At 53.0% G+C, this 20,325-nt stretch carries 18 protein-coding genes and 1 rRNA gene; all 19 read left to right on the top strand.

Features of this window, described 5'->3' with window-relative positions; all coding sequences use genetic code 11:
• Nucleotides 1-76 precede the first annotated feature (76 nt).
• Nucleotides 77-2,122: an ATP-dependent zinc metalloprotease FtsH gene (gene ftsH, locus NST43_RS31680; protein WP_209994380.1), complete on the top strand. Its 2,046-nt coding sequence runs from the start codon at nt 77-79 to the stop codon at nt 2,120-2,122.
• A gap of 245 nt (nt 2,123-2,367) precedes the next feature.
• A complete protein-coding gene (gene nadA, locus NST43_RS31685; protein WP_036723934.1) occupies nt 2,368-3,306 on the top strand; it encodes a quinolinate synthase NadA in 939 nt (312 codons plus the stop codon).
• A 39-nt stretch (nt 3,307-3,345) separates the two neighbouring features.
• The gene (gene nadB, locus NST43_RS31690) at nt 3,346-4,962 is read left to right on the top strand and encodes an L-aspartate oxidase (protein WP_209994381.1); all 1,617 of its coding nucleotides are present in this window, start codon (nt 3,346-3,348) and stop codon (nt 4,960-4,962) included.
• Nucleotides 4,952-5,824 carry a carboxylating nicotinate-nucleotide diphosphorylase gene (gene nadC, locus NST43_RS31695; protein WP_339221463.1) on the top strand — a complete coding sequence of 291 codons (873 nt, stop codon included), beginning with the start codon at nt 4,952-4,954 and terminating at the stop codon, nt 5,822-5,824. Before nadB ends, nadC begins: the two co-directional genes overlap by 11 nt.
• Nucleotides 5,824-6,591 carry a type III pantothenate kinase gene (locus NST43_RS31700; RefSeq protein WP_209994383.1) on the top strand — a complete coding sequence of 256 codons (768 nt, stop codon included), beginning with the start codon at nt 5,824-5,826 and terminating at the stop codon, nt 6,589-6,591. The genes nadC and NST43_RS31700 overlap by 1 nt, the downstream gene beginning before the upstream one ends.
• Nucleotides 6,592-6,642: 51 nt before the next feature.
• On the top strand, nt 6,643-7,527 hold the full coding sequence (gene hslO / locus NST43_RS31705) for an Hsp33 family molecular chaperone HslO (protein WP_209994384.1): 885 nt from the start codon (nt 6,643-6,645) through the stop codon (nt 7,525-7,527).
• A 9-nt stretch (nt 7,528-7,536) separates the two neighbouring features.
• Nucleotides 7,537-8,481, top strand: coding sequence for a peptidylprolyl isomerase (locus NST43_RS31710; RefSeq protein ID WP_339221465.1), 945 nt, complete (start codon nt 7,537-7,539; stop codon nt 8,479-8,481).
• Between the two features lie 147 nt (nt 8,482-8,628).
• A complete protein-coding gene (gene cysK / locus NST43_RS31715; RefSeq protein WP_209879227.1) occupies nt 8,629-9,567 on the top strand; it encodes a cysteine synthase A in 939 nt (312 codons plus the stop codon).
• A 164-nt stretch (nt 9,568-9,731) separates the two neighbouring features.
• The gene (locus NST43_RS31720; RefSeq protein ID WP_339221468.1) at nt 9,732-11,354 is read left to right on the top strand and encodes an anthranilate synthase component I family protein; all 1,623 of its coding nucleotides are present in this window, start codon (nt 9,732-9,734) and stop codon (nt 11,352-11,354) included.
• The gene (pabA, locus tag NST43_RS31725) at nt 11,351-11,932 is read left to right on the top strand and encodes an aminodeoxychorismate/anthranilate synthase component II (protein ID WP_209994388.1); all 582 of its coding nucleotides are present in this window, start codon (nt 11,351-11,353) and stop codon (nt 11,930-11,932) included. The genes NST43_RS31720 and pabA overlap by 4 nt, the downstream gene beginning before the upstream one ends.
• A complete protein-coding gene (locus NST43_RS31730; protein ID WP_339221470.1) occupies nt 11,929-12,807 on the top strand; it encodes an aminotransferase class IV in 879 nt (292 codons plus the stop codon). The genes pabA and NST43_RS31730 overlap by 4 nt, the downstream gene beginning before the upstream one ends.
• Entirely contained in the window at nt 12,804-13,661 is an 858-nt protein-coding gene (gene folP / locus NST43_RS31735; RefSeq protein ID WP_339225573.1) for a dihydropteroate synthase, read from the top strand. Before NST43_RS31730 ends, folP begins: the two co-directional genes overlap by 4 nt.
• 33 nt (nt 13,662-13,694) lie before the next feature.
• Nucleotides 13,695-14,057 (top strand): dihydroneopterin aldolase, encoded by a 363-nt coding sequence (gene folB / locus NST43_RS31740; RefSeq protein ID WP_209994390.1) that lies wholly within the window; start codon nt 13,695-13,697, stop codon nt 14,055-14,057.
• 9 nt (nt 14,058-14,066) lie between these two features.
• Nucleotides 14,067-14,618 carry a 2-amino-4-hydroxy-6-hydroxymethyldihydropteridine diphosphokinase gene (folK, locus tag NST43_RS31745; RefSeq protein ID WP_339221472.1) on the top strand — a complete coding sequence of 184 codons (552 nt, stop codon included), beginning with the start codon at nt 14,067-14,069 and terminating at the stop codon, nt 14,616-14,618.
• A complete protein-coding gene (locus tag NST43_RS31750; protein ID WP_209994392.1) occupies nt 14,570-14,779 on the top strand; it encodes a helix-turn-helix transcriptional regulator in 210 nt (69 codons plus the stop codon). The genes folK and NST43_RS31750 overlap by 49 nt, the downstream gene beginning before the upstream one ends.
• A 45-nt stretch (nt 14,780-14,824) precedes the next feature.
• Nucleotides 14,825-15,841 carry a tRNA dihydrouridine synthase DusB gene (gene dusB / locus NST43_RS31755; RefSeq protein ID WP_339221474.1) on the top strand — a complete coding sequence of 339 codons (1,017 nt, stop codon included), beginning with the start codon at nt 14,825-14,827 and terminating at the stop codon, nt 15,839-15,841.
• A gap of 224 nt (nt 15,842-16,065) precedes the next feature.
• Entirely contained in the window at nt 16,066-16,545 is a 480-nt protein-coding gene (gene greA / locus NST43_RS31760) for a transcription elongation factor GreA (protein WP_209994394.1), read from the top strand.
• A gap of 172 nt (nt 16,546-16,717) precedes the next feature.
• Nucleotides 16,718-18,232: a lysine--tRNA ligase gene (gene lysS, locus NST43_RS31765; protein WP_339221475.1), complete on the top strand. Its 1,515-nt coding sequence runs from the start codon at nt 16,718-16,720 to the stop codon at nt 18,230-18,232.
• Nucleotides 18,233-18,610: 378 nt separating this feature from the next.
• Nucleotides 18,611-20,169 (top strand): 16S ribosomal RNA (locus NST43_RS31770).
• Nucleotides 20,170-20,325: the final 156 nt, after the last annotated feature.

Genomic DNA, 20,325 nt, shown 5'->3' on the forward strand with positions numbered 1-20,325 from the left:
CTGGATTTCCTGACAATTTGAGGAGTCCGGTCAGGCTATGGTACAATAACTTGAGCGTTGCGAGAGGAGGTAGGGGATGAATCGGTTCATCCGGAATTCTGGTTTTTATTTGATTTTATTTTTAGTCGTGGTGGGCATAGTCCAGTTTGTAAGCAATGGAAATGAATCCGCCGATCTCCCTAGATATGACGAGTTGCGGCAGGAGATCTCGAACAATAATGTGAAGAGCATGACGGTTCAGTTTGAGGGGAATGCATTTCTGGTTACTGGCGAATATAGAGAGCTGCCACCCGAAGCTAAATCGAAGAATTTCTCCACTTATGTTCCTCCTACAGACCAAGCCCTTACTGAACTTGTGGATGCCAGCCAGAAAAATGGCATAGAACTTAGCCAGAAGAAAATGCAAGGGGACAGCATCTGGCTGACATTCCTTTCTTCCATGATTCCACTGGTTATCATGTTCATTCTGTTCTTCTTCCTGTTCAATAATGCACAGGGCGGCGGCGGCAAGGTGATGAACTTCGGCAAGAGCAAGGCCCGGTTATATAATGAAGAGAAGAAGAAGATCAGCTTCGAGGATGTTGCAGGGGCTGACGAAGAGAAGCAAGAGCTTGTGGAGGTTGTTGAATTCCTCAAGGACCCCCGCAAATTCGCAGCGGTGGGTGCCCGGATTCCGAAAGGGGTACTTCTTGTAGGTCCTCCGGGAACAGGTAAAACCTTGCTGGCCCGTGCAGTTGCAGGGGAAGCAGGAGTTCCGTTCTTCAGCATCTCCGGTTCCGACTTCGTGGAAATGTTCGTCGGTGTCGGCGCATCCCGCGTACGTGACTTGTTCGAGAACGCGAAGAAGAACGCACCTTGTATTATCTTTATCGATGAGATCGATGCTGTGGGACGTCAGCGCGGCGCTGGACTTGGCGGCGGACATGACGAACGGGAACAGACCCTTAACCAATTGCTCGTTGAAATGGACGGCTTCGGCGGCAACGAAGGCATTATCATTGTCGCGGCTACCAACCGTGCAGACATCCTTGACCCGGCGCTGCTCCGTCCGGGCCGTTTCGACCGTCAGATTACGGTTGACCGCCCAGATGTGAAGGGCCGTGAAGCTGTACTGAAGGTTCACTCCCGCAACAAACCGCTGACCAAGGATGTAAGACTTGACGTTATCGCCAAGCGTACAACCGGCTTCACTGGTGCGGATCTGGAGAACCTGCTGAACGAAGCGGCATTGCTTGCTGCACGCCGTAACCGCAAGGACATTACGATGCGTGAAGTGGATGAAGCGATTGACCGTGTCATTGTCGGTACCGAGAAGCGCAGCCGCGTCATCAGTGACCGCGAGAAACGAATTGTCGCATATCACGAAGCAGGCCATACCATTGCCGGCTACTTCCTGGAGCATGCTGATGTGGTTCACAAGGTTACCATTATCCCGCGTGGCCGTGCCGGCGGATATGTCATTATGCTTCCTAAGGAAGACCGGATGATCGTTACCAAGCAGGAACTCTTGGATAAGGTTACCGGATTGCTTGGAGGACGTGTTGCAGAAGAATTATTCATTGGTGAAATCGGCACAGGCGCTTATAGTGACTTCCAGCAGGCTACGCGCATTGTGCGTGCGATGATTATGGAATATGGCATGAGTGATAAGCTTGGGCCCTTGCAGTTCGGCGCAACCCAAGGCCAAGTCTTCCTTGGCCGAGATATCGGGCATGAACAGAATTACAGCGACTCCATTGCTTATGAGATTGATCAGGAGATGCAGAACCTTATCCGCAGCAGCTATGAGCGCTGCAGAGAGCTGCTGACCAAGCATTCCAAAGAAATGCACCTGATTGCCAACACCCTGCTTGAGAAGGAAACGCTGGAACTTGATCAGATCTCACAATTGATTGAGCAAGGTTTCCTGAGTGAGGATGGCAAGCCAGAAGAAGGCGACGCCATTACCAATGAAGCGGGCGAGCCGATTATCGATTCCATCGGTGATGTGCGTGTCCGGATTCAAGGTAAGAATGACGATGAATCCCCATTAGACCTGTCCAAGGATATTCCGAACAAGCCGGACCCTGAAGAGGGAAACGGACCGGATGACGGGAATAAGGGCGGCGGAAGTCTGGTATAACCCTTACAGCAGCAAACGTTGTAATCTAGTCCGGAGAACCACTGGTTCTCCGGGCTTTTCTTTTATATATAAGCACATAGAGGTTTCACACGTTAACTTGTTCTCCGGTTTCACTCTGAAACAGAGCGCCCGCTTGGATTGACAGGGGGTGGAACGTTGTGTACATTAGTGAATAAATATTAAATTTATCATTTATAAGAAATGTACTGGCGGCAAGCCATGAAGACATAAGGGGGAGACTGACCGTGGAAGCTCTGGCGCTTGAGCGCAAGCAGGAACAGAATCGTGAACTTCGTGTGCGCCTCGAACAGCTCAAGAAGGAACGGAACGCTATTATTCTGGCTCATTATTATCAGCGTGATGAAATTCAGGAAGTCGCGGATTTCCGGGGAGACTCTTTTTTGCTGGCCCAAAAGGCAGCGGAGACAGAGGCAGATGTAATCGTGTTCTGTGGCGTTCATTTCATGGGAGAAAGCGCCAAGATTCTGGCGCCGAACAAGACGGTTCTGATTCCCGATGAACGTGCCGGTTGCCCGATGGCTGACATGGTCAATGTGGATGGGCTGCGCAAGCTGAAGGCTCAGCATCCGAATGCGAAGGTAGTAACCTATATCAATTCTTCGGCAGAAATCAAGGCGGAGACGGATATATGCTGCACCTCGGCGAATGCAGTGAAGGTGATCGAATCGCTTGATGCCGAAGAAATCATCTGGGTACCCGATAAGAATCTGGGTCAATATGTCCAGGATCAGACCGGCAAGAAGCTGATTATCTGGGAAGGCTATTGCAATACTCATGACATGCTTACCGTCAAGGATGTAATGGAGATGAGAGCCAAATACCCGGAAGCCGAATTTGTGGTACATCCCGAATGCCGCCCGGAAGTCGTGGCGATGGGGGATTATGTAGGCAGCACTACCTCCATTCTGGAATATTGCCGGAAATCGGACCGCCGGCAGTTTATTGTGGGTACTGAGGATGGAACCGGGTATCAGCTGCGGCTGGACAGCCCGGATAAGGAGTTTCATTTTGCCACCAAATTCCTGGTGTGTCCTAATATGAAGGTTAATAATTTGAAGAAGCTGGTCAAATGCCTGGAGACAATGAAGCCGCAGATCTATGTACCGCCTGCAGTCGCCGACAAAGCCAGAACATCCTTAGAGCGCATGCTACAAGTCCGGTAGCATGCGCTACTCTTTCGTTGAAACAGGTGAAAAGCGGTCATGATTCCACAATATTTGGTTGATTTTGATCTTCAGGGACTTCCTGTAGTTAAGACAGACTGCCTTGTCATTGGTTCAGGCATTGCCGGGTTATTCACAGCGATCAAGGCCAGCGAAGACCGGAAGGTTATTATGATTACGAAGAAGACCGTAATGGAGAGCAATACACGGTATGCCCAGGGCGGAATTGCGGCCGTCATTTCCGAGGACGATTCGCCGGCGTATCACCGTCAGGATACCTTGATGGCCGGTGCAGGACTGAACTCTTCTGCAGCTGTGGATGTGCTGGTCAATGAAGGACCCGAAGGCGTCCGTGAGCTGATCCGGCTTGGCACTATTTTCGATAAGGAGAATGGTGTACTGGCTTTAACCCAGGAGGGGGCACATAGCCACCGCCGTATTTTACATGCAAATGGGGATGCTACAGGATATGAGATTGTCCGCGCACTCGCTGAACAGGCTGCCCGGCATGAGAATATTGAGACCTGGGATGACCATTATGTGATTGACCTGATTACTGAGGGCGGAGAGTGTCTGGGAGCGCTTGTACAGCGGCCTGACGGCGGGCGGTTATTCCTGCAGGCGGATTCAACAATCCTGTGCTCCGGCGGAGCAGGACAGCTCTACCGTTACACAACCAATCCTGAGGTGGCCACCGGAGATGGGGTAGCTATTGCCTACCGTGCCGGTGCCCATATCCGGGATATGGAGTTCATTCAGTTTCATCCGACAGCACTAAGCTATCCTGGTGCTCCGCGTTTCCTGATCTCGGAGGCTGTGCGGGGAGAAGGGGCCGTGCTGCGCAATATCAACGGTGAGCGGTTCATGGAACGTTATCATGAGCTGCAGGAGCTGGCCCCGCGGGATATTGTCGCCCGTGCCATTGTAAGCGAGATGGAATTAACCAAGTCTACCTTCGTCTATCTGGATATTACGCATGAACCGGCGGATATGGTTAAACACCGCTTCCCGACCATTTATGCCACCTGCATGAGCTATGGGCTGGATATCACAAGTGACTGGATTCCGGTAGCTCCTGCTGCGCATTATATGATGGGGGGCGTGAAGACCGATCTGAGCGGAGAAAGTACGGTGTCCCGCCTGTTTGCCTGCGGTGAGGTATCCTCTACTGGGGTGCAGGGAGCCAACCGGCTGGCCAGCAACTCCTTGTCGGAAGCGATTGTGTTCGGCCGCCGGATTATTGAACGAATCCGCGAGCTGCCGCCGCTTGACCGGGATAACGTAACGCTAGCCTATCATCAGGCAAGGCTGGAAGCTCCAACACAAGCTGTTGTAGAGCGGAGGCTGAAGCTGCAAAAGGTTATGGTGCGGTATGCCGGACTGCGGCGGAACCGGGAAATGCTGAATAAAGGACTGGATGAGTTAAAGCGCCAGCTGCCGGTTTTTAATGCTGAACTGACAACACGGGAAGAATACGAGTTCGCCAATATGCTTACATGCTGTCTGCTGGTTACCGAATCAGCCCTGGCACGGGAGGAGAGCCGCGGTGCGCATTATCGTGAGGATTATCCGCTGCGCAGTGACGCACAGTGGCAGAAGCATCTGCTCCAGATCCGGGAACTTGGAATAGTGGAGGAATTAAGTGATGATGTTTAACGGATATAATGAAGACCTGCTTAAGACTATTAAGGGCTGGCTGCAGGAAGATGTCGGCTCAGGGGATATTACTACCCGGACAACGATACCCGCAGGGCATGAATCTAAGGGAATCATTCATGCCAAGGAGGACGGGATTATTTGCGGAATCCCCGTGGCTGAGCTGGTGTTCGAAGTCGTTGATCCTGCGCTCGTATTCACGGCGCTGGTCCAGGAAGGACAGGCCGTTTCCAAGGGGACGGTGATTGCTGAGGTAGAAGGCAGCACCCATGCCATCCTGACCGGTGAACGGCTTGCCCTTAATTTAATGCAGCGGTTATCCGGTGTGGCCTCGCGTACAGCCTCTTTTGTGGAGAAGCTTCAAGGGCTGCAGACCCGCCTGGTGGATACCCGCAAGACCACGCCAGGCCACCGGATGCTGGAGAAATATGCGGTCCGCATAGGCGGGGGAGCCAACCACCGGTACGGCCTGTATGACGCAGTAATGATTAAGGACAATCACATCAAGGGAGCGGGCGGCATCCGTCAGGCAGTAGGGCGTGCCCGTGCCAATATTCCCCACACTATGACCATTGAAGTGGAGACGGAGAGTCTGGAGCAGGTTGAGGAAGCGCTTGCGGCCGGAGCGGACATAATTATGCTGGATAACATGTCCCCTGAGCTGATGACTGAAGCCGTGAGCAGAATCAGAACCAAAGCGAAGCATGTCACCATCGAGGCTTCAGGCAATGTATCTCTGGAGACGGTCCGGGGCATTGCCGAGTCGGGTGTGGATGTCATTTCGGTAGGACGGCTGACGTATTCCTTCGCGAGTCTCGATATCAGCCTGGATCTGAACGGCAAGAAGGAGGGTACCCTCTGATGATACTTGTCGTCGATATCGGCAATACGAACATCGTGCTGGGCGTCTACCGGGGCAGCGAGCTGCTGCATCATTTCCGGCTGAGCACTGCACGCCAATCCACCGTCGATGAATATGGCGTGATGATTCACAATCTGTTCAGCATGTCGAATCTGTCGTTCAGGGATGTTGAGGGGGTCATTATCTCCTCGGTGGTTCCGCCGCTCGTTCAGGTCATCGTGGAAATGTGTGTCAAATTTATCGGCAAGGAGCCGCTGCTTGTAGGACCCGGTATCAAAACCGGGCTTAATCTGCGTTATGAGAACCCGCGTGAAGTGGGGGCGGACCGCATTGTGAACGCGGTTGCGGCGATTGAGCAGTATAAATGCCCGCTTGTCGTGGTTGATTTCGGGACGGCAACCACCTTCGACTGCATTGATGCCGGGGCCAACTATCTGGGCGGTGCTATTGTGCCGGGTCTGGGCATTTCCACGGAGGCCCTCTATCTTCGGGCATCCAAGCTGCCCCGGATCGAGCTAGAGAAGCCTAAGAAGGTAATCGGGCGCAATACCGTACATGCGATGCAGGCAGGGATCATTTTTGGCTATGCTGGTCAGGTAGAGGGTATCGTCAGACGCATCAAGCTGGAGATGAATGCTCCCGTTCTTAAGGTCATTGCTACCGGGGGGTTGGCTTCACTGATCGCCAGTGAGACAGAATGTATCGACGAGGTTAATCCGATGCTGACGCTTGAAGGGTTACGCATTATTTACAACCGTAACAAATAATCATAAGGATGACCCCATACAGAACAGATAGATAGGAGGAGTATGCACCCAATGGATAATAAGAAGGACCGGCTGGTCCGGGGGACAGCTATGAACGGAAGAGTCCGAGCATTCGCTGTCCGTACCACAGAGCTTGTCGATGAATTGCGGCGCAGACATGATACGTATCCGACGGCTACAGCAGCGCTTGGCCGTACGGTTACCGCCGCAGCTATAATGGGGGCCATGCTCAAGGGACAAGAGAAGCTGGCGATTATGGTCAAAGGAAATGGCCCGATCGGGCAGATTACGGCGGAATCCAATGCCTTGGGAGAAGTGCGCGGCTATGTGCACAATCCGCATGTTCATCTGCCCAGCAACAGCATGGGTAAGTTGGATGTCGCCGGGGCGGTAGGCACGGAAGGCTTCATTGATGTCAGCAAGGATCTGGGGATGAAGGAGCCGTACCGCGGCAGTGTGCCTATCGTTTCAGGAGAGCTGGGCGAGGATTTCACTTATTATTTTGCCCTCTCGGAACAGACTCCTGCTGCTGTGGGACTGGGAGTGCTGGTGGAGACCGATAATTCGGTCAGAGTAGCCGGAGGCTTTATTATCCAACTGCTGCCCGGCCTGACCGATGAGCAGATTACTGAGGTTGAACAGGCGGTTGGAGCCATGCCTTCGGTAACATCCGTGCTGGATCAGGGGCTTGAGCCTGAAGAGATGCTGCGGCTGCTGCTGCCGGATGCTGTGATTCTTGATGAGCTGGAGATCCGGTTTGTATGTCAGTGCTCACGGGAGCGGATTGAACAGACACTGGTCAGTCTGGGTGAGCACGAGCTGGAACGGTTAATCGAAGAAGATGATACGGCAGAAGTCGTCTGCCATTATTGTAACGAGCGCTATGTATTTAACAAGGATGAACTGCAGGTAATCCTCGATCAAGCGAAGTCTTAGGGTTATGAGATGGTGACAAGACAGGAGCGCGCGCTGCGCAATGCCGTTATATTACTCGCCGTTGCAACCCTGGTGCTGGGGGGGCTATTATTCTGGAGCCTGCGTGCCATGGCACTGCTGAAGACAGAGACGGCTGAAGGGGAAGCCTCGGATGTCGCTGCTGCCGGAGGACAGCCGGTCACGGAACAGGAATGGATAGAAGCGCTTCAGAAGAAGCACGGGGAAGAAGTGCTGCTGAGCATGCTGAATCACATCGTGGTGGACAAGGAAGCCGCAGCGCTGGGGATTACGGTCACGGATGAAGAGATTGAGCAGGAGCTGAAGCGGGGAATCTCCGGTTACAGCTCAGAGGAGCAGTATTATCAGCAGATGCAGTCTGAGCTTGGACTTTCCCGTCAGGAGCTGCGTGAGGAGACGGCATACCGGCTGACGCTCCAGGCAATAGCTACGGCCGGGATTACGGTCAGTGAAGCGGAAATTGATGATTATCTGGAGCAAAATGGTGAGAGATTCGCGCCCAGGAAGCAGATGCAGCTCTCAATCATCCAGACCTCCACCTATAACGAGGCCGGTACAGTGATGGACCGTCTGGAGCAGGGGGAGGATTTTGCAGAGCTGGCCCGGGAGGTCTCGATCGACGAGGAGAGCCGCCAGCATGGCGGCAGTATCGGAATGGTCGAGGAGAAGGACCCGTTCTGGCCCGAGGAGCTGCTTGAGACGGCAGCAGGGCTTGAGAACGGGGATATCGCAGGGCCGCTGCAGATCAATGGGAGTTATGCGGTGATCCGTCTGGAGAAGCTGATTGATCCCGGGAAGCCGGATCAGGAGGAGCTGCGCCGGATGATCGGCCAGCAGCTGAGACTGGAGCAGGCAGCGCCCTTGCAGCAGGTAGAGCGTGAATTAAGGGCCAAATATGATACAGCAATATATATTGACAACAGCCTGCAAGATTGATAATATGAACTTAAATATAAAACCTACTGATTTAGTCGGAAATATTGAAGCGCGATAAAAATTACAACTGTTAGTTACCCAGGCATTGCGAACCGGGTGCTACGGTAATATAGGCTCTCATTTATCATTCCAAGGAGGTTTTTACTCATGGCTAAAGTCGTCAACAGTGTAACAGATTTGATCGGTGGCACACCGCTCGTCCGCCTGAACCGGATTGTTCCGGAAGGCTCGGCAGAGATTTTCCTGAAGCTGGAATACCAGAATCCAGGCTCCAGTGTGAAAGACCGGATCGCCATCAGCATTGTAGAAGAGGCTGAGAAAGAGGGCCTGTTGAAGCCAGGTGGCACGATTGTAGAAGCGACCAGCGGTAATACAGGGATCGGCCTGGCGCTGGTTGCAGCAGCCAAAGGCTATAAGGCAATTATTGTAATGCCGGAAACGATGAGCCTTGAACGCCGCAACCTGCTGCGCGCTTACGGTGCTGAGCTGGTATTGACTCCGGGATCGGAAGGAATGAATGGAGCGGTTAAGAAGGCTGAGCAGATTCTAAGCGAGAATCCGGATTATTTCCTTGCCGAGCAGTTCAAGAACAAGGCTAACGTGAAGATCCACCGCGAGACCACTGGACCGGAGATCGTTGAAGCGATTGAATCTGTCGGCGGCCCGCTGGATGCATTCATTGCCGGTGTCGGCACAGGCGGAACGATCAGCGGTGCGGGTGAAGTGCTGAAGAGTCAATATCCGGGCGTGAAGATCTATGCGGTAGAACCTGCGGCTTCACCGATTCTGGCTGGAGGCAAACCGGGCCCGCACAAGATTCAGGGTATCGGCGCTAACTTTGTGCCAGAAATTCTGAACCAGGATATCTATGATGAGATTATTCATGTTGAGAATGATGAAGCGTTCGAAACTGCCCGCCGCGTAGCCAAGGAAGAAGGCGTGCTGTCCGGTATTTCCTCCGGTGCGGCTGTATTTGCTGCACTGAAGGTAGCGAAGGAACTTGGCGCAGGCAAGAAAATTGTTGTCATCATCCCAAGCAACGGCGAACGTTACCTGAGCACTCCGCTCTATAACTTTGAAGTATAATTGCTGAGAATTCAGCTCTTACGAAGAGCCTGCCCTATCCGCTTTCACAGGGATACCGCAGGCTCTTTTTTCGGATAATAAGCATTTATAAGAATTGCGGGCTTTTCAAAGTAACCCTATGTACAGTATACTGACAGGCAATAAACTATCGATGAGACGGGAGAATGGTTGTGGAGATCTTAACGGCTTGGCAGGACTGGGAGCAGTGGGCAGAGGCAGATGAGGCCTGGAGCGTCCTTCCCCTGATCCTGAGGAAACGGCAGGACAACCAAGGCTTGCCCCGCAGCTGGAAGCAGGCCTGGGAACAGGCTTCCCCCTATTCGGTTGTCCTGGAGAGCGGCAAGGGCGGGCGCTACACCTATCTGGGCCTGAGCCCTGTCTCGATCATCGAAGGCCGAGGAGCTGTTGCGGAGAGCTATACTCCCGGGTCCAAGGCTCCGAAGCATACAGAATCCGCAATACTTGAAGGTCAGCCGCTGCAAGTGCTCCAGGCATGGATGAGGGAATATACGTCTCCCCGTCTGCGGCTTGACGGTCTGCCGCCGTTCACCGGAGGCTGTATCGGATTTCTGGGCTATGATGTAGCCCGTTCTCTGGAGAAGCTGCCGTCACTTGCCAAGAACAATCCTGTATTTCCGGATTATCTGTTCATGAGACTGGAAGAAGTGTGGATCTACGACGAGCAGGAGGAGCTGCTCTACTGTGCAGTGCATATCCCTGTGCCGGATACTGTATCCGGCAACCTGGACGGGATAAGGAGCCTGTATGAGGCTGCTGTGCACCGTGCGGAGCGCATGCTGGAGCAGTGGAGCCTTCTCTATGACCCGACAGAGCCGGAAGAAGCCGCCACTGCTAGGTACGCCGGGCTTACCCGCAGGGTGGAGGCTGAGGACGAGATCACCGGGGAGTGGCCCGGCATGAGCTCAGATTTCTCAGCCGTATGCTTCCAGCAGGCTGTGCTGAAGGTCCAGGAATACATCCGTGCCGGGGATGTATTCCAGGTGAACCTCTCGCTGCGCCAGCAGGCGCAGCTCAAATCCACACCCGAGGACGTCTACGAATGGCTCCGTAGACTCAACCCGTCCCCATACATGGGGCTGCTCCGCACGCCCGGCTTCGCGCTCTCCAGCGCATCGCCGGAGCTGCTCGTCAAGCTGCACGGGGACAAGGTCAGCGCCCGCCCCATTGCCGGCACCCGGCGGCGGGGCCACACTCCCGCGGAGGACGCCGCCATGGAGGCGGAGCTGCGCGGGAGCGAGAAGGAGATCGCCGAGCATATTATGCTTGTCGATCTGGAGCGCAGCGACATCGGCCGTGTCGCTGCCTACGGAACGGTCAGCGTGCCGGAGCTGCTGACCGTGGAGCGATACTCGCATGTCATGCATCTCGTCTCGCAGGTGGAGGGGATCGTGGCACCTGGTAAGGATGCCTACGACGTTATTGCCGCCCTGTTCCCCGGCGGCACCATCACGGGCGCGCCCAAGGTGCGCACCATGGAGATCATCGAAGAGCTGGAGCCGGTCCGCCGGGGGCCATATACGGGATCTATGGGCTGGATTGACTATAACGGCAATATGGAATTAAATATAATCATACGCACGCTCGCGGTGAAGGACGGAATCGGCTACATTCAGACAGGTGCGGGGATTGTGATCGATTCGGACCCTTACCGTGAGTACCGGGAATGCCACAACAAAGCCAAAGCGGTAGTAAAAGCCATTCTCTGCAGTGAACGCGAGCAGGAAGAGCGGGCTACCCTCGGCGCCGAAGGAGGAAGCGCAATATGATCTTGGTCATCGATAATTATGATTCCTTTACGTATAACCTGGTGCAGTATCTGGGTGAGCTGGGGGAAGAGGTTAAGGTAGCGCGCAACGATGAGATCAGCATTGAGGAGATAGAAGCATTAGCCCCGGATCATATCCTGATCTCTCCGGGACCCTGCACACCGAATGAGGCGGGGATTAGCCTTGCACTGCTTCAGCATTTCAAAGGCATCATCCCCATATTCGGCGTATGTCTCGGACACCAGGCGATCGGACAGGCTTTTGGCGGTAATGTCATCCGTGCAGAACGTCTTATGCATGGCAAAACCTCGCCGATCCACCATAACGGCACCTCCGTATTTGAAGGGCTGGAGTCTCCTTTCACAGCAACACGCTATCATTCACTGATCGTGGAACGCGAGAGTTTGCCGGATTGCCTGGAGATTACCGCTGAGACAGCTGAAGGCGAGATCATGGCCTTGCGGCATAAAGAATACCCGATTGAAGGCGTACAGTTCCATCCCGAGTCGATCATTACAGATCACGGGCATACGATGCTGCGCAATTTCCTGAAACGGAGAGCCGGAGAACCGGCATGAATTATATAGGACTTAACAACAAAGCAGTCGACGCCAAAGACGCCGTGGTCTCCGCTCTGGATCACGGCTTTTTGTACGGCATGGGCCTGTTCGAGACCTTCCGCACCTATGGGGGGCAGCCCTTCCTGCTGGAGCGTCATCTGAGCAGAATGGCAGAAGGCTGTCGCCAGCTGGGCATTCCCTTTGAGCCGGATGTACAAGGGCTGCGGGAATGGATTCGGCTTGTAATGGACAAGAATGAGCTTAGTGAGGCATATATCCGCTACACAGTTACCGCCGGTGAGGATATTCTGGGTCTGCCATCCGCAGCCTATAAGCAGCCTAATCATCTGCTCTATATCAAAGCCCTGCCGGTTACACCAACCGGCCTTTATACGGAAGGCAAAGAACTTCAGCTCCTGAACCACAGACGCAATACCCCGGAGGGTCCGGTAAGGCTCAAATCGCTGCACTATATGAACAACATTCTGGCAAAACGTGAATTGACTGGATATCCCTCCGCAGAGCGAGGGGCTGAGGGGCTGATGCTGACCGCTCAAGGCGAGCTTGCCGAAGGAATTGTGAGCAATATTTTTTTCATCTCCAATAAGCGGCTCTATACTCCCGATGTCGCCACCGGCATTCTTCCGGGAATTACCCGGGAAATGGTGCTTGAGCTGGCAGCGGCCAGCCTTCAGCCTGAACAGGGCTTTTACCGCTGGGAGCAGCTTGAGGCCGCGGATGAAATTTTCCTTACCAATTCCGTGCAGGAGATCGTACCGGTGAGCACCTTATGGAATGGAGAGCGGCCGGTAACCATAGGCAGCGGGCGCTGCGGAGAGCAGACGGCTGCACTTATGAGGCTGTACAGAGAAAGGACGGAAATGCTGATATGAAGCCGATCATCTATGAGCGGACTTACCGCTGCGGAAGCAGCGAGCTGAAATTGGGCAAGCGCACGCTGATTATGGGGATACTCAATGTGACGCCGGACTCCTTTTCGGATGGGGGCCTGTGGACGGAGCGGGATAGAGCCGTAGAGCATGCGCTGCAAATGGCGGCAGAGGGGGCCGATATTATCGATATAGGCGGAGAATCTACGCGTCCGGGTCACCAGCCGGTGAGTGCTGAGGAGGAATTGGCCCGTGTACTTCCTGTCATTGAGCGCATCCATCGTGCCGCCCCGCATCTCCCCCTCTCGATAGATACCTACAAGGCGGAAGTTGCCCGCCAGGCGATTCAGGCTGGTGCACATATCATCAACGATGTATGGGGAGCCAAGGCAGATCCGCAGATGGCGGCGGTTGCTGCGCAGGCAGACTGTCCAATCATTCTGATGCATAACCGCCATGACCGAGATTATAACGATTTGATCAGCGATATGACGGATGACCTGAGCGCGAGCATTAACCTGGCGCTGGCAGCTGGAGTGAAGCGGGAGAATATTATTTTGGACCCGGGAATCGGGTTTGCCAAGGACTATACAGAGAATCTTCAGGTCATGACGGGACTAAGCGCACTGACGAAGCTGGGATATCCGGTGCTGCTGGCCACTTCGCGCAAAAAATTCATCCGCACCGCTCTCGGGCTGCCCGCAGATGATGTCCTGGAGGGGACCGCAGCTACTATAGCCTTCGGGATTGCCCAGGGCTGTCAGCTTGTGCGGGTTCATGATATCGCGGCGATGAAACGTACCGTAGAGATGTGTGACGCCATGTTATATGCAGGATCACCTGTGCTCTGCGTATAGATTATATTCTTCAAGAGAAGGCAGGTACCTTATATGGATAAAATGAAGCTGCACCGCATGGAGTACTACGGTTACCACGGAGTGTTTGAAGAGGAACGGAAGCTTGGCCAGCGTTATTATATCGACCTCGAGCTGGAGCTTGATTTGCAGGGAGCGGGGCTCAGTGATGATCTGGAGCAGACCGTGAATTATGCTGAAGTTCATGTTGTAGTCCGAAAAATAGTCGAAACCCAGTCCTTCAAGCTGATAGAAGCTTTGGCTGAACATATTGCATCCGGGTTACTGGACACTTATACTGTTATCAATGCAGTAACGGTCCAGGTGACCAAGCCGCATCCTCCTTTTGATATTCATTTCCAGGGAGTCACTGTAGAACTGCGCCGGACGAGAAAGTGAGACAGACTGATGAACATACATTCCACCTCTGAGGCATCAGAGGCTTATATTGCTTTAGGGGCTAACCTGGGTGACCGTCAAGGTACCTTGAGAGAAGCCCTGCGACGGCTGGAGCATCACGAAGAGATTGAAGTGGTACGCACCTCCCGGGTATACGAGACGGAGCCCGTCGGATATCTGGATCAGCCTCAGTTTCTTAACATGGCGGCTGTTCTGCGCACCACACTGGCACCGGAGGATCTGCTTCATGTGATGCTGGACACGGAGAACCAGTTAGGCCGGGTCCGGGATGTACAGTATGGACCGAGAACGGTAGATTTGGATTTGTTGTGGGTAGAGGGGTTGACCCTGGATACGCCGGATTTGACGCTGCCTCATCCGAGGATGCTGGAGCGGGCGTTTGTCCTTCTGCCGCTAAGCGATATCTTATCGCAGAACGAAGAGTCTTCCGGATTCCGCAGATTAATCACAACAGCGCTGCAAGACATAGATGGAAAGGCAGGAATTCGCTTGTGGACAACAAACGTATGGGAAGACGGGTCAGAGCGTTCCGGAAGCTGAAGGGCTACACGCAGCAGGAACTGGCGGATTCTGTCGGAATATCACTTGCTGTGCTTGGCGCAGTAGAGCGGGGCAACAGACGTTTGGAAGATCAAATTTTAAATAAAATTGCGGATTTTCTGGAAGTTACAGTAGAGGAATTGGCCCATCCGGCACTATAAGACAGGGCTGAACGTTACAAATTAAGGTAGGGAAGTGATTGGGCCATGCTGAAGATCGGTGATATTGAATTAAAAAATCAGGTCGTGCTGGCGCCTATGGCTGGCGTATGTAACCCGGCGTTTCGTCTGATTGCCAAGGAATTCGGCACCGGCCTGGTCTGTGCAGAGATGGTCAGCGGCAAAGCAATTGTGCATGGCAATCAGCGTACGCGTGAGATGCTGTTTGTCGATGAGCGTGAGAAACCGCTAAGTCTGCAGATTTTTGGCGGGGACCGGGTGTCACTGGTGGATGCGGCGAGAATTGTCGATAAAGAAACGAATGCCGATATCATCGACATTAATATGGGCTGCCCGGTGCCAAAGGTAACCAAATGTGATGCCGGAGCGCGCTGGCTGCTGAATCCGGACAAAATCTACGAGATGGTATCCGCTGTAGTGGATGCCGTGGACAAACCGGTCACCGTGAAGATGCGGATTGGCTGGGACAGCGAGCATATCTTCGTTGAAGAGAATGCGCGTGCGGTGGAACGGGCCGGCGGAGCGGCGGTCAGCGTACACGGGCGGACCCGCGAGCAGCTCTACACCGGGCGCGCAGACTGGAATTATATCCGTATGGCTAAGGAGGCAGTATCCATTCCGGTGATCGGCAATGGCGATGTGAATACACCGGAGGATGCGCGGGCGATGCTGGACCAGACCGGCTGCGACGGTGTAATGATCGGGCGGGGTGCGCTGGGCAATCCGTGGATGCTGTACCGGACGATTCATTATTTGGACACCGGTGTGCTCATGCCGGAGCCTGGCGCCGAAGAGAAGATTAAGGTAGCTATTCTTCATATGGACCGCCTGATTGCTCTTAAGGGTGAAGCGGTGGCTGTCCGCGAGATGCGCAAGCATCTGGCCTGGTATTTGAAGGGTTTTAAGGCGGCGGCCCGCGTGAAGGACGTTATTATGGAACAAACGAAACGTGACGAGATGGTGCGGATTTTGAATGATTTTGTCGGTCAGCTTAAGCAGGACGAGGAGCAGGAGAGCGCAGATGGTGCGCTTTTCGCCGTATGAGCCTCACGAATTCCTGGGACTAAGCCCCTTTCCTGTGTGCTTTATTGAGTATCGCTAAACATTATACGGGGCGTCATTGACATTTTGTAGCGGTTCCAATATAATTTCACAGTATAAAATCGCCGTTACAGCAGGAGCAATGGTGAAGGAGGGTTCTGATCCCTCCGGATTCGCATATAGTATGGTGTTTTCAATAAATGTATACGACAGGAGAATCGGTTGAGATGAGCGATAAAGAAGTCATCCTTACACCGGACGGACTTAAGCGTCTGGAAGAAGAACTGGAGTTCCTCAAATCCGTGAAACGCCGCGAGGTAGCGGAACGTATCAAAGTGGCCATCGGCTACGGAGATATCAGTGAAAACTCGGAATATGAAGACGCGAAGAATGAACAGGCCTTCATAGAGGGACGGGTTCTTACTTTGGAGAAGATGCTCCGCAATGCGCGTATCATTAATAGTGATGAGATCGTGACAGATGTGGTAAGTATCGGAGTTACTGTGAACGTTGAAGATATGGAGTATGGCGACGTCATGGAGTACACTATCGTGGGTACTGCAGAATCCGATCCGCTCAATAATAAAATCTCCAATGAGAGCCCTGTAGGCAGAGCGATCATCGGCAAGAAGATTGGTACGATTGTGGATGTTAGTGTCCCGGCAGGCGTCATTCAATATAAAATTCTTGATATCAAAATGAAGTAAAATGGTTCCGAAAGCTTCCTTAGGGAAGCTTTTTTCAAAAGATATGAATACCAGCCGTAAAATATGGGTGAACACATACAGCTTATATTTTGTACCGGAACGGACTGTCCTCGGGTTTAGGGCGGAGCCGTTTCTTCTTTTGTATACCGTGAGTAAGAGAGGATGAAGAAACATGAAGGAAGAAGTCAACAACGTGGAAACTACAGAGAAGGAATTAAGTGAATTGCTGCAGATCCGCCGGGGCAAGCTGGACGAGCTCCGTGCACTCGGGATCGATCCGTTTGGCAAGAAATATGAGCGTACCGCTGCGGCGGGCGATCTTCTGGCCAAATACGACGGGCAGACCAAGGAAGAGCTGGACGAGCTGGCGCTGGAGGTCAGTGTGGCCGGGCGCATTATGGCGAAACGGGTCATGGGTAAGGCAAGCTTTTCTCATATTCAGGACCTTAGCGGCAAAATCCAGATCTATGTGCGCCAGGACAGCATCCCTGAGTCGCAGTATGCAGCATTCACGATCCTTGATCTTGGCGATATCGTTGGTATCCGGGGCACCCTGTTCAAGACAAAGACCGGCGAAACCTCCATTAAAGTGGATAACCTCGAGGTGCTTTCCAAGTCCCTGCTTCCGCTTCCCGAGAAGTATCATGGCCTGAAGGATGTAGAACTCCGCTACCGTCAGCGTTATGTGGACCTGATTATCAACCCTGAGGTGCAGCAGACCTTCATTATGCGTTCACGGATTATCCAGTCGATGCGCCGTTATCTGGACTCGCTGGGCTATTTAGAGGTGGAGACTCCAACCCTGCATGCCATCGCAGGCGGAGCAGCGGCCCGTCCGTTTATCACCCATCACAACACCCTGGACATGCAGCTGTATATGCGTATTGCCATCGAATTGCATCTGAAGCGCCTAATCGTCGGCGGTCTGGAGAAGGTCTATGAGATCGGCCGTGTATACCGTAATGAAGGCATCTCGACACGCCATAATCCGGAATTCACAATGATCGAGCTGTATGAAGCGTATGCGGATTACAAAGATATTATGCATCTGACAGAGAGCATGATCGCTCATATTGCCAGTGAGGTACTGGGCTCCCAGGTGATTAATTATCAAGGGCAGGAAGTAGATCTGTCTCCAGGCTGGCGCCGTGTTACTATGGTGGATGCCGTTAAGGAAGTAACCGGAGTAGACTTTGGTGTTCAGATGACGAACGAAGAAGCACAGGCACTGGCAAAGGAACACCGGGTACCGGTGGAGAAGCATATGACCTTTGGACATATCCTGAATGCGTTCTTCGAGCAGTTTGTGGAAGAGACGCTGATTCAGCCGACATTCGTAATGGGACATCCTGTAGAGATCTCTCCGCTTGCCAAAAAGAATGAAGAGGATCCGCGCTTCACCGACCGGTTCGAGCTGTTCATTGTGGCCCGCGAGCATGCCAATGCGTTCAGCGAGTTGAATGACCCGATCGACCAGCGTCAGCGCTTCGAAGCACAGATTCACGAGAAAGAGCAAGGCAATGATGAAGCCCATGAGATGGATGATGATTTCATCCGTGCCCTGGAGTACGGTATGCCGCCAACAGGGGGCCTTGGAATCGGAGTAGACCGTCTGATTATGCTGCTGACCAATTCAGCGTCTATCCGTGATGTGCTGCTGTTCCCTCATATGCGTAATAAAGACTGAGCATTTCTCTGATATCAGACCCTAATAACCAAGGGAGCTGCTCAGGCGGTTCTCTTGGCATAGGGGTTGAATACTCAGATATAATGGTTTCAAAATAATGCTTGCAATCAATCTCTATCCATGATATATTCTATTTCTGGCCGCGAAACATCAACGGTTTGCTTGAAAAGAAGTTGAAAAAAAGAGCTTGCATTGATTGGCTGGATGTGATATATTATAAGAGTTGCTGGTGACGAAGTAAACGTCGCTGACAACGAGCTTGATCTTTGAAAACTGAACAACGAGTGAGTATCTGGAGATCACTTCGGTGAGATCCAAAATGAGAATGAAAATTCTCGTCAGATGTTTCAAAATGAGCAATCGCTCTTTCTAAATACCAATTTGGAGAGTTTGATCCTGGCTCAGGACGAACGCTGGCGGCATGCCTAATACATGCAAGTCGAGCGGAGTTATGATGGAGCTTGCTCCTGATTAACTTAGCGGCGGACGGGTGAGTAACACGTAGGCAACCTGCCCTCAAGACTGGGATAACTACCGGAAACGGTAGCTAATACCGGATAATTTCTTTCCTCTCCTGAAGAGAGAATGAAAGGCGGAGCAATCTGCTGCTTGGGGATGGGCCTGCGGCGCATTAGCTAGTTGGTGGGGTAACGGCTCACCAAGGCGACGATGCGTAGCCGACCTGAGAGGGTGAACGGCCACACTGGGACTGAGACACGGCCCAGACTCCTACGGGAGGCAGCAGTAGGGAATCTTCCGCAATGGGCGCAAGCCTGACGGAGCAATGCCGCGTGAGTGATGAAGGTTTTCGGATCGTAAAGCTCTGTTGCCAGGGAAGAACGTCCGGTAGAGTAACTGCTGCCGGAGTGACGGTACCTGAGAAGAAAGCCCCGGCTAACTACGTGCCAGCAGCCGCGGTAATACGTAGGGGGCAAGCGTTGTCCGGAATTATTGGGCGTAAAGCGCGCGCAGGCGGTCATTTAAGTCTGGTGTTTAAACCTTGGGCTCAACCTGAGGTCGCACTGGAAACTGGGTGACTTGAGTACAGAAGAGGAAAGTGGAATTCCACGTGTAGCGGTGAAATGCGTAGATATGTGGAGGAACACCAGTGGCGAAGGCGACTTTCTGGGCTGTAACTGACGCTGAGGCGCGAAAGCGTGGGGAGCAAACAGGATTAGATACCCTGGTAGTCCACGCCGTAAACGATGAGTGCTAGGTGTTAGGGGTTTCGATACCCTTGGTGCCGAAGTTAACACAGTAAGCACTCCGCCTGGGGAGTACGGTCGCAAGACTGAAACTCAAAGGAATTGACGGGGACCCGCACAAGCAGTGGAGTATGTGGTTTAATTCGAAGCAACGCGAAGAACCTTACCAGGTCTTGACATCCAACTAACGAAGCAGAGATGCATCAGGTGCCCTTCGGGGAAAGTTGAGACAGGTGGTGCATGGTTGTCGTCAGCTCGTGTCGTGAGATGTTGGGTTAAGTCCCGCAACGAGCGCAACCCTTGACTTTAGTTGCCAGCAGGTTGAGCTGGGCACTCTAGAGTGACTGCCGGTGACAAACCGGAGGAAGGTGGGGATGACGTCAAATCATCATGCCCCTTATGACCTGGGCTACACACGTACTACAATGGCCGGTACAACGGGAAGCGAAGCCGCGAGGTGGAGCCAATCCCAGCAAAGCCGGTCTCAGTTCGGATTGCAGGCTGCAACTCGCCTGCATGAAGTCGGAATTGCTAGTAATCGCGGATCAGCATGCCGCGGTGAATACGTTCCCGGGTCTTGTACACACCGCCCGTCACACCACGAGAGTTTACAACACCCGAAGTCGGTGGGGTAACCCGCAAGGGAGCCAGCCGCCGAAGGTGGGGTAGATGATTGGGGTGAAGTCGTAACAAGGTAGCCGTATCGGAAGGTGCGGCTGGATCACCTCCTTTCTATGGAGAATCGTTTCCTGCAACGGAAACATTCAAATCGGAAGCTAAAGCTTCCACAATAGAACCCTTGGGTTCGAATACTCACTCGTTGGTCAGTTTTGAGAGTTTAAGCTCTCATCTTTAACTTTGATCCTTGAAAACTGGATACCGAAATGA

The organism is Paenibacillus sp. FSL H8-0332, assembly GCF_037963835.1.
GTDB classification, from domain to species: Bacteria; Bacillota; Bacilli; order Paenibacillales; family Paenibacillaceae; genus Paenibacillus_AQ; species Paenibacillus_AQ rhizoplanae.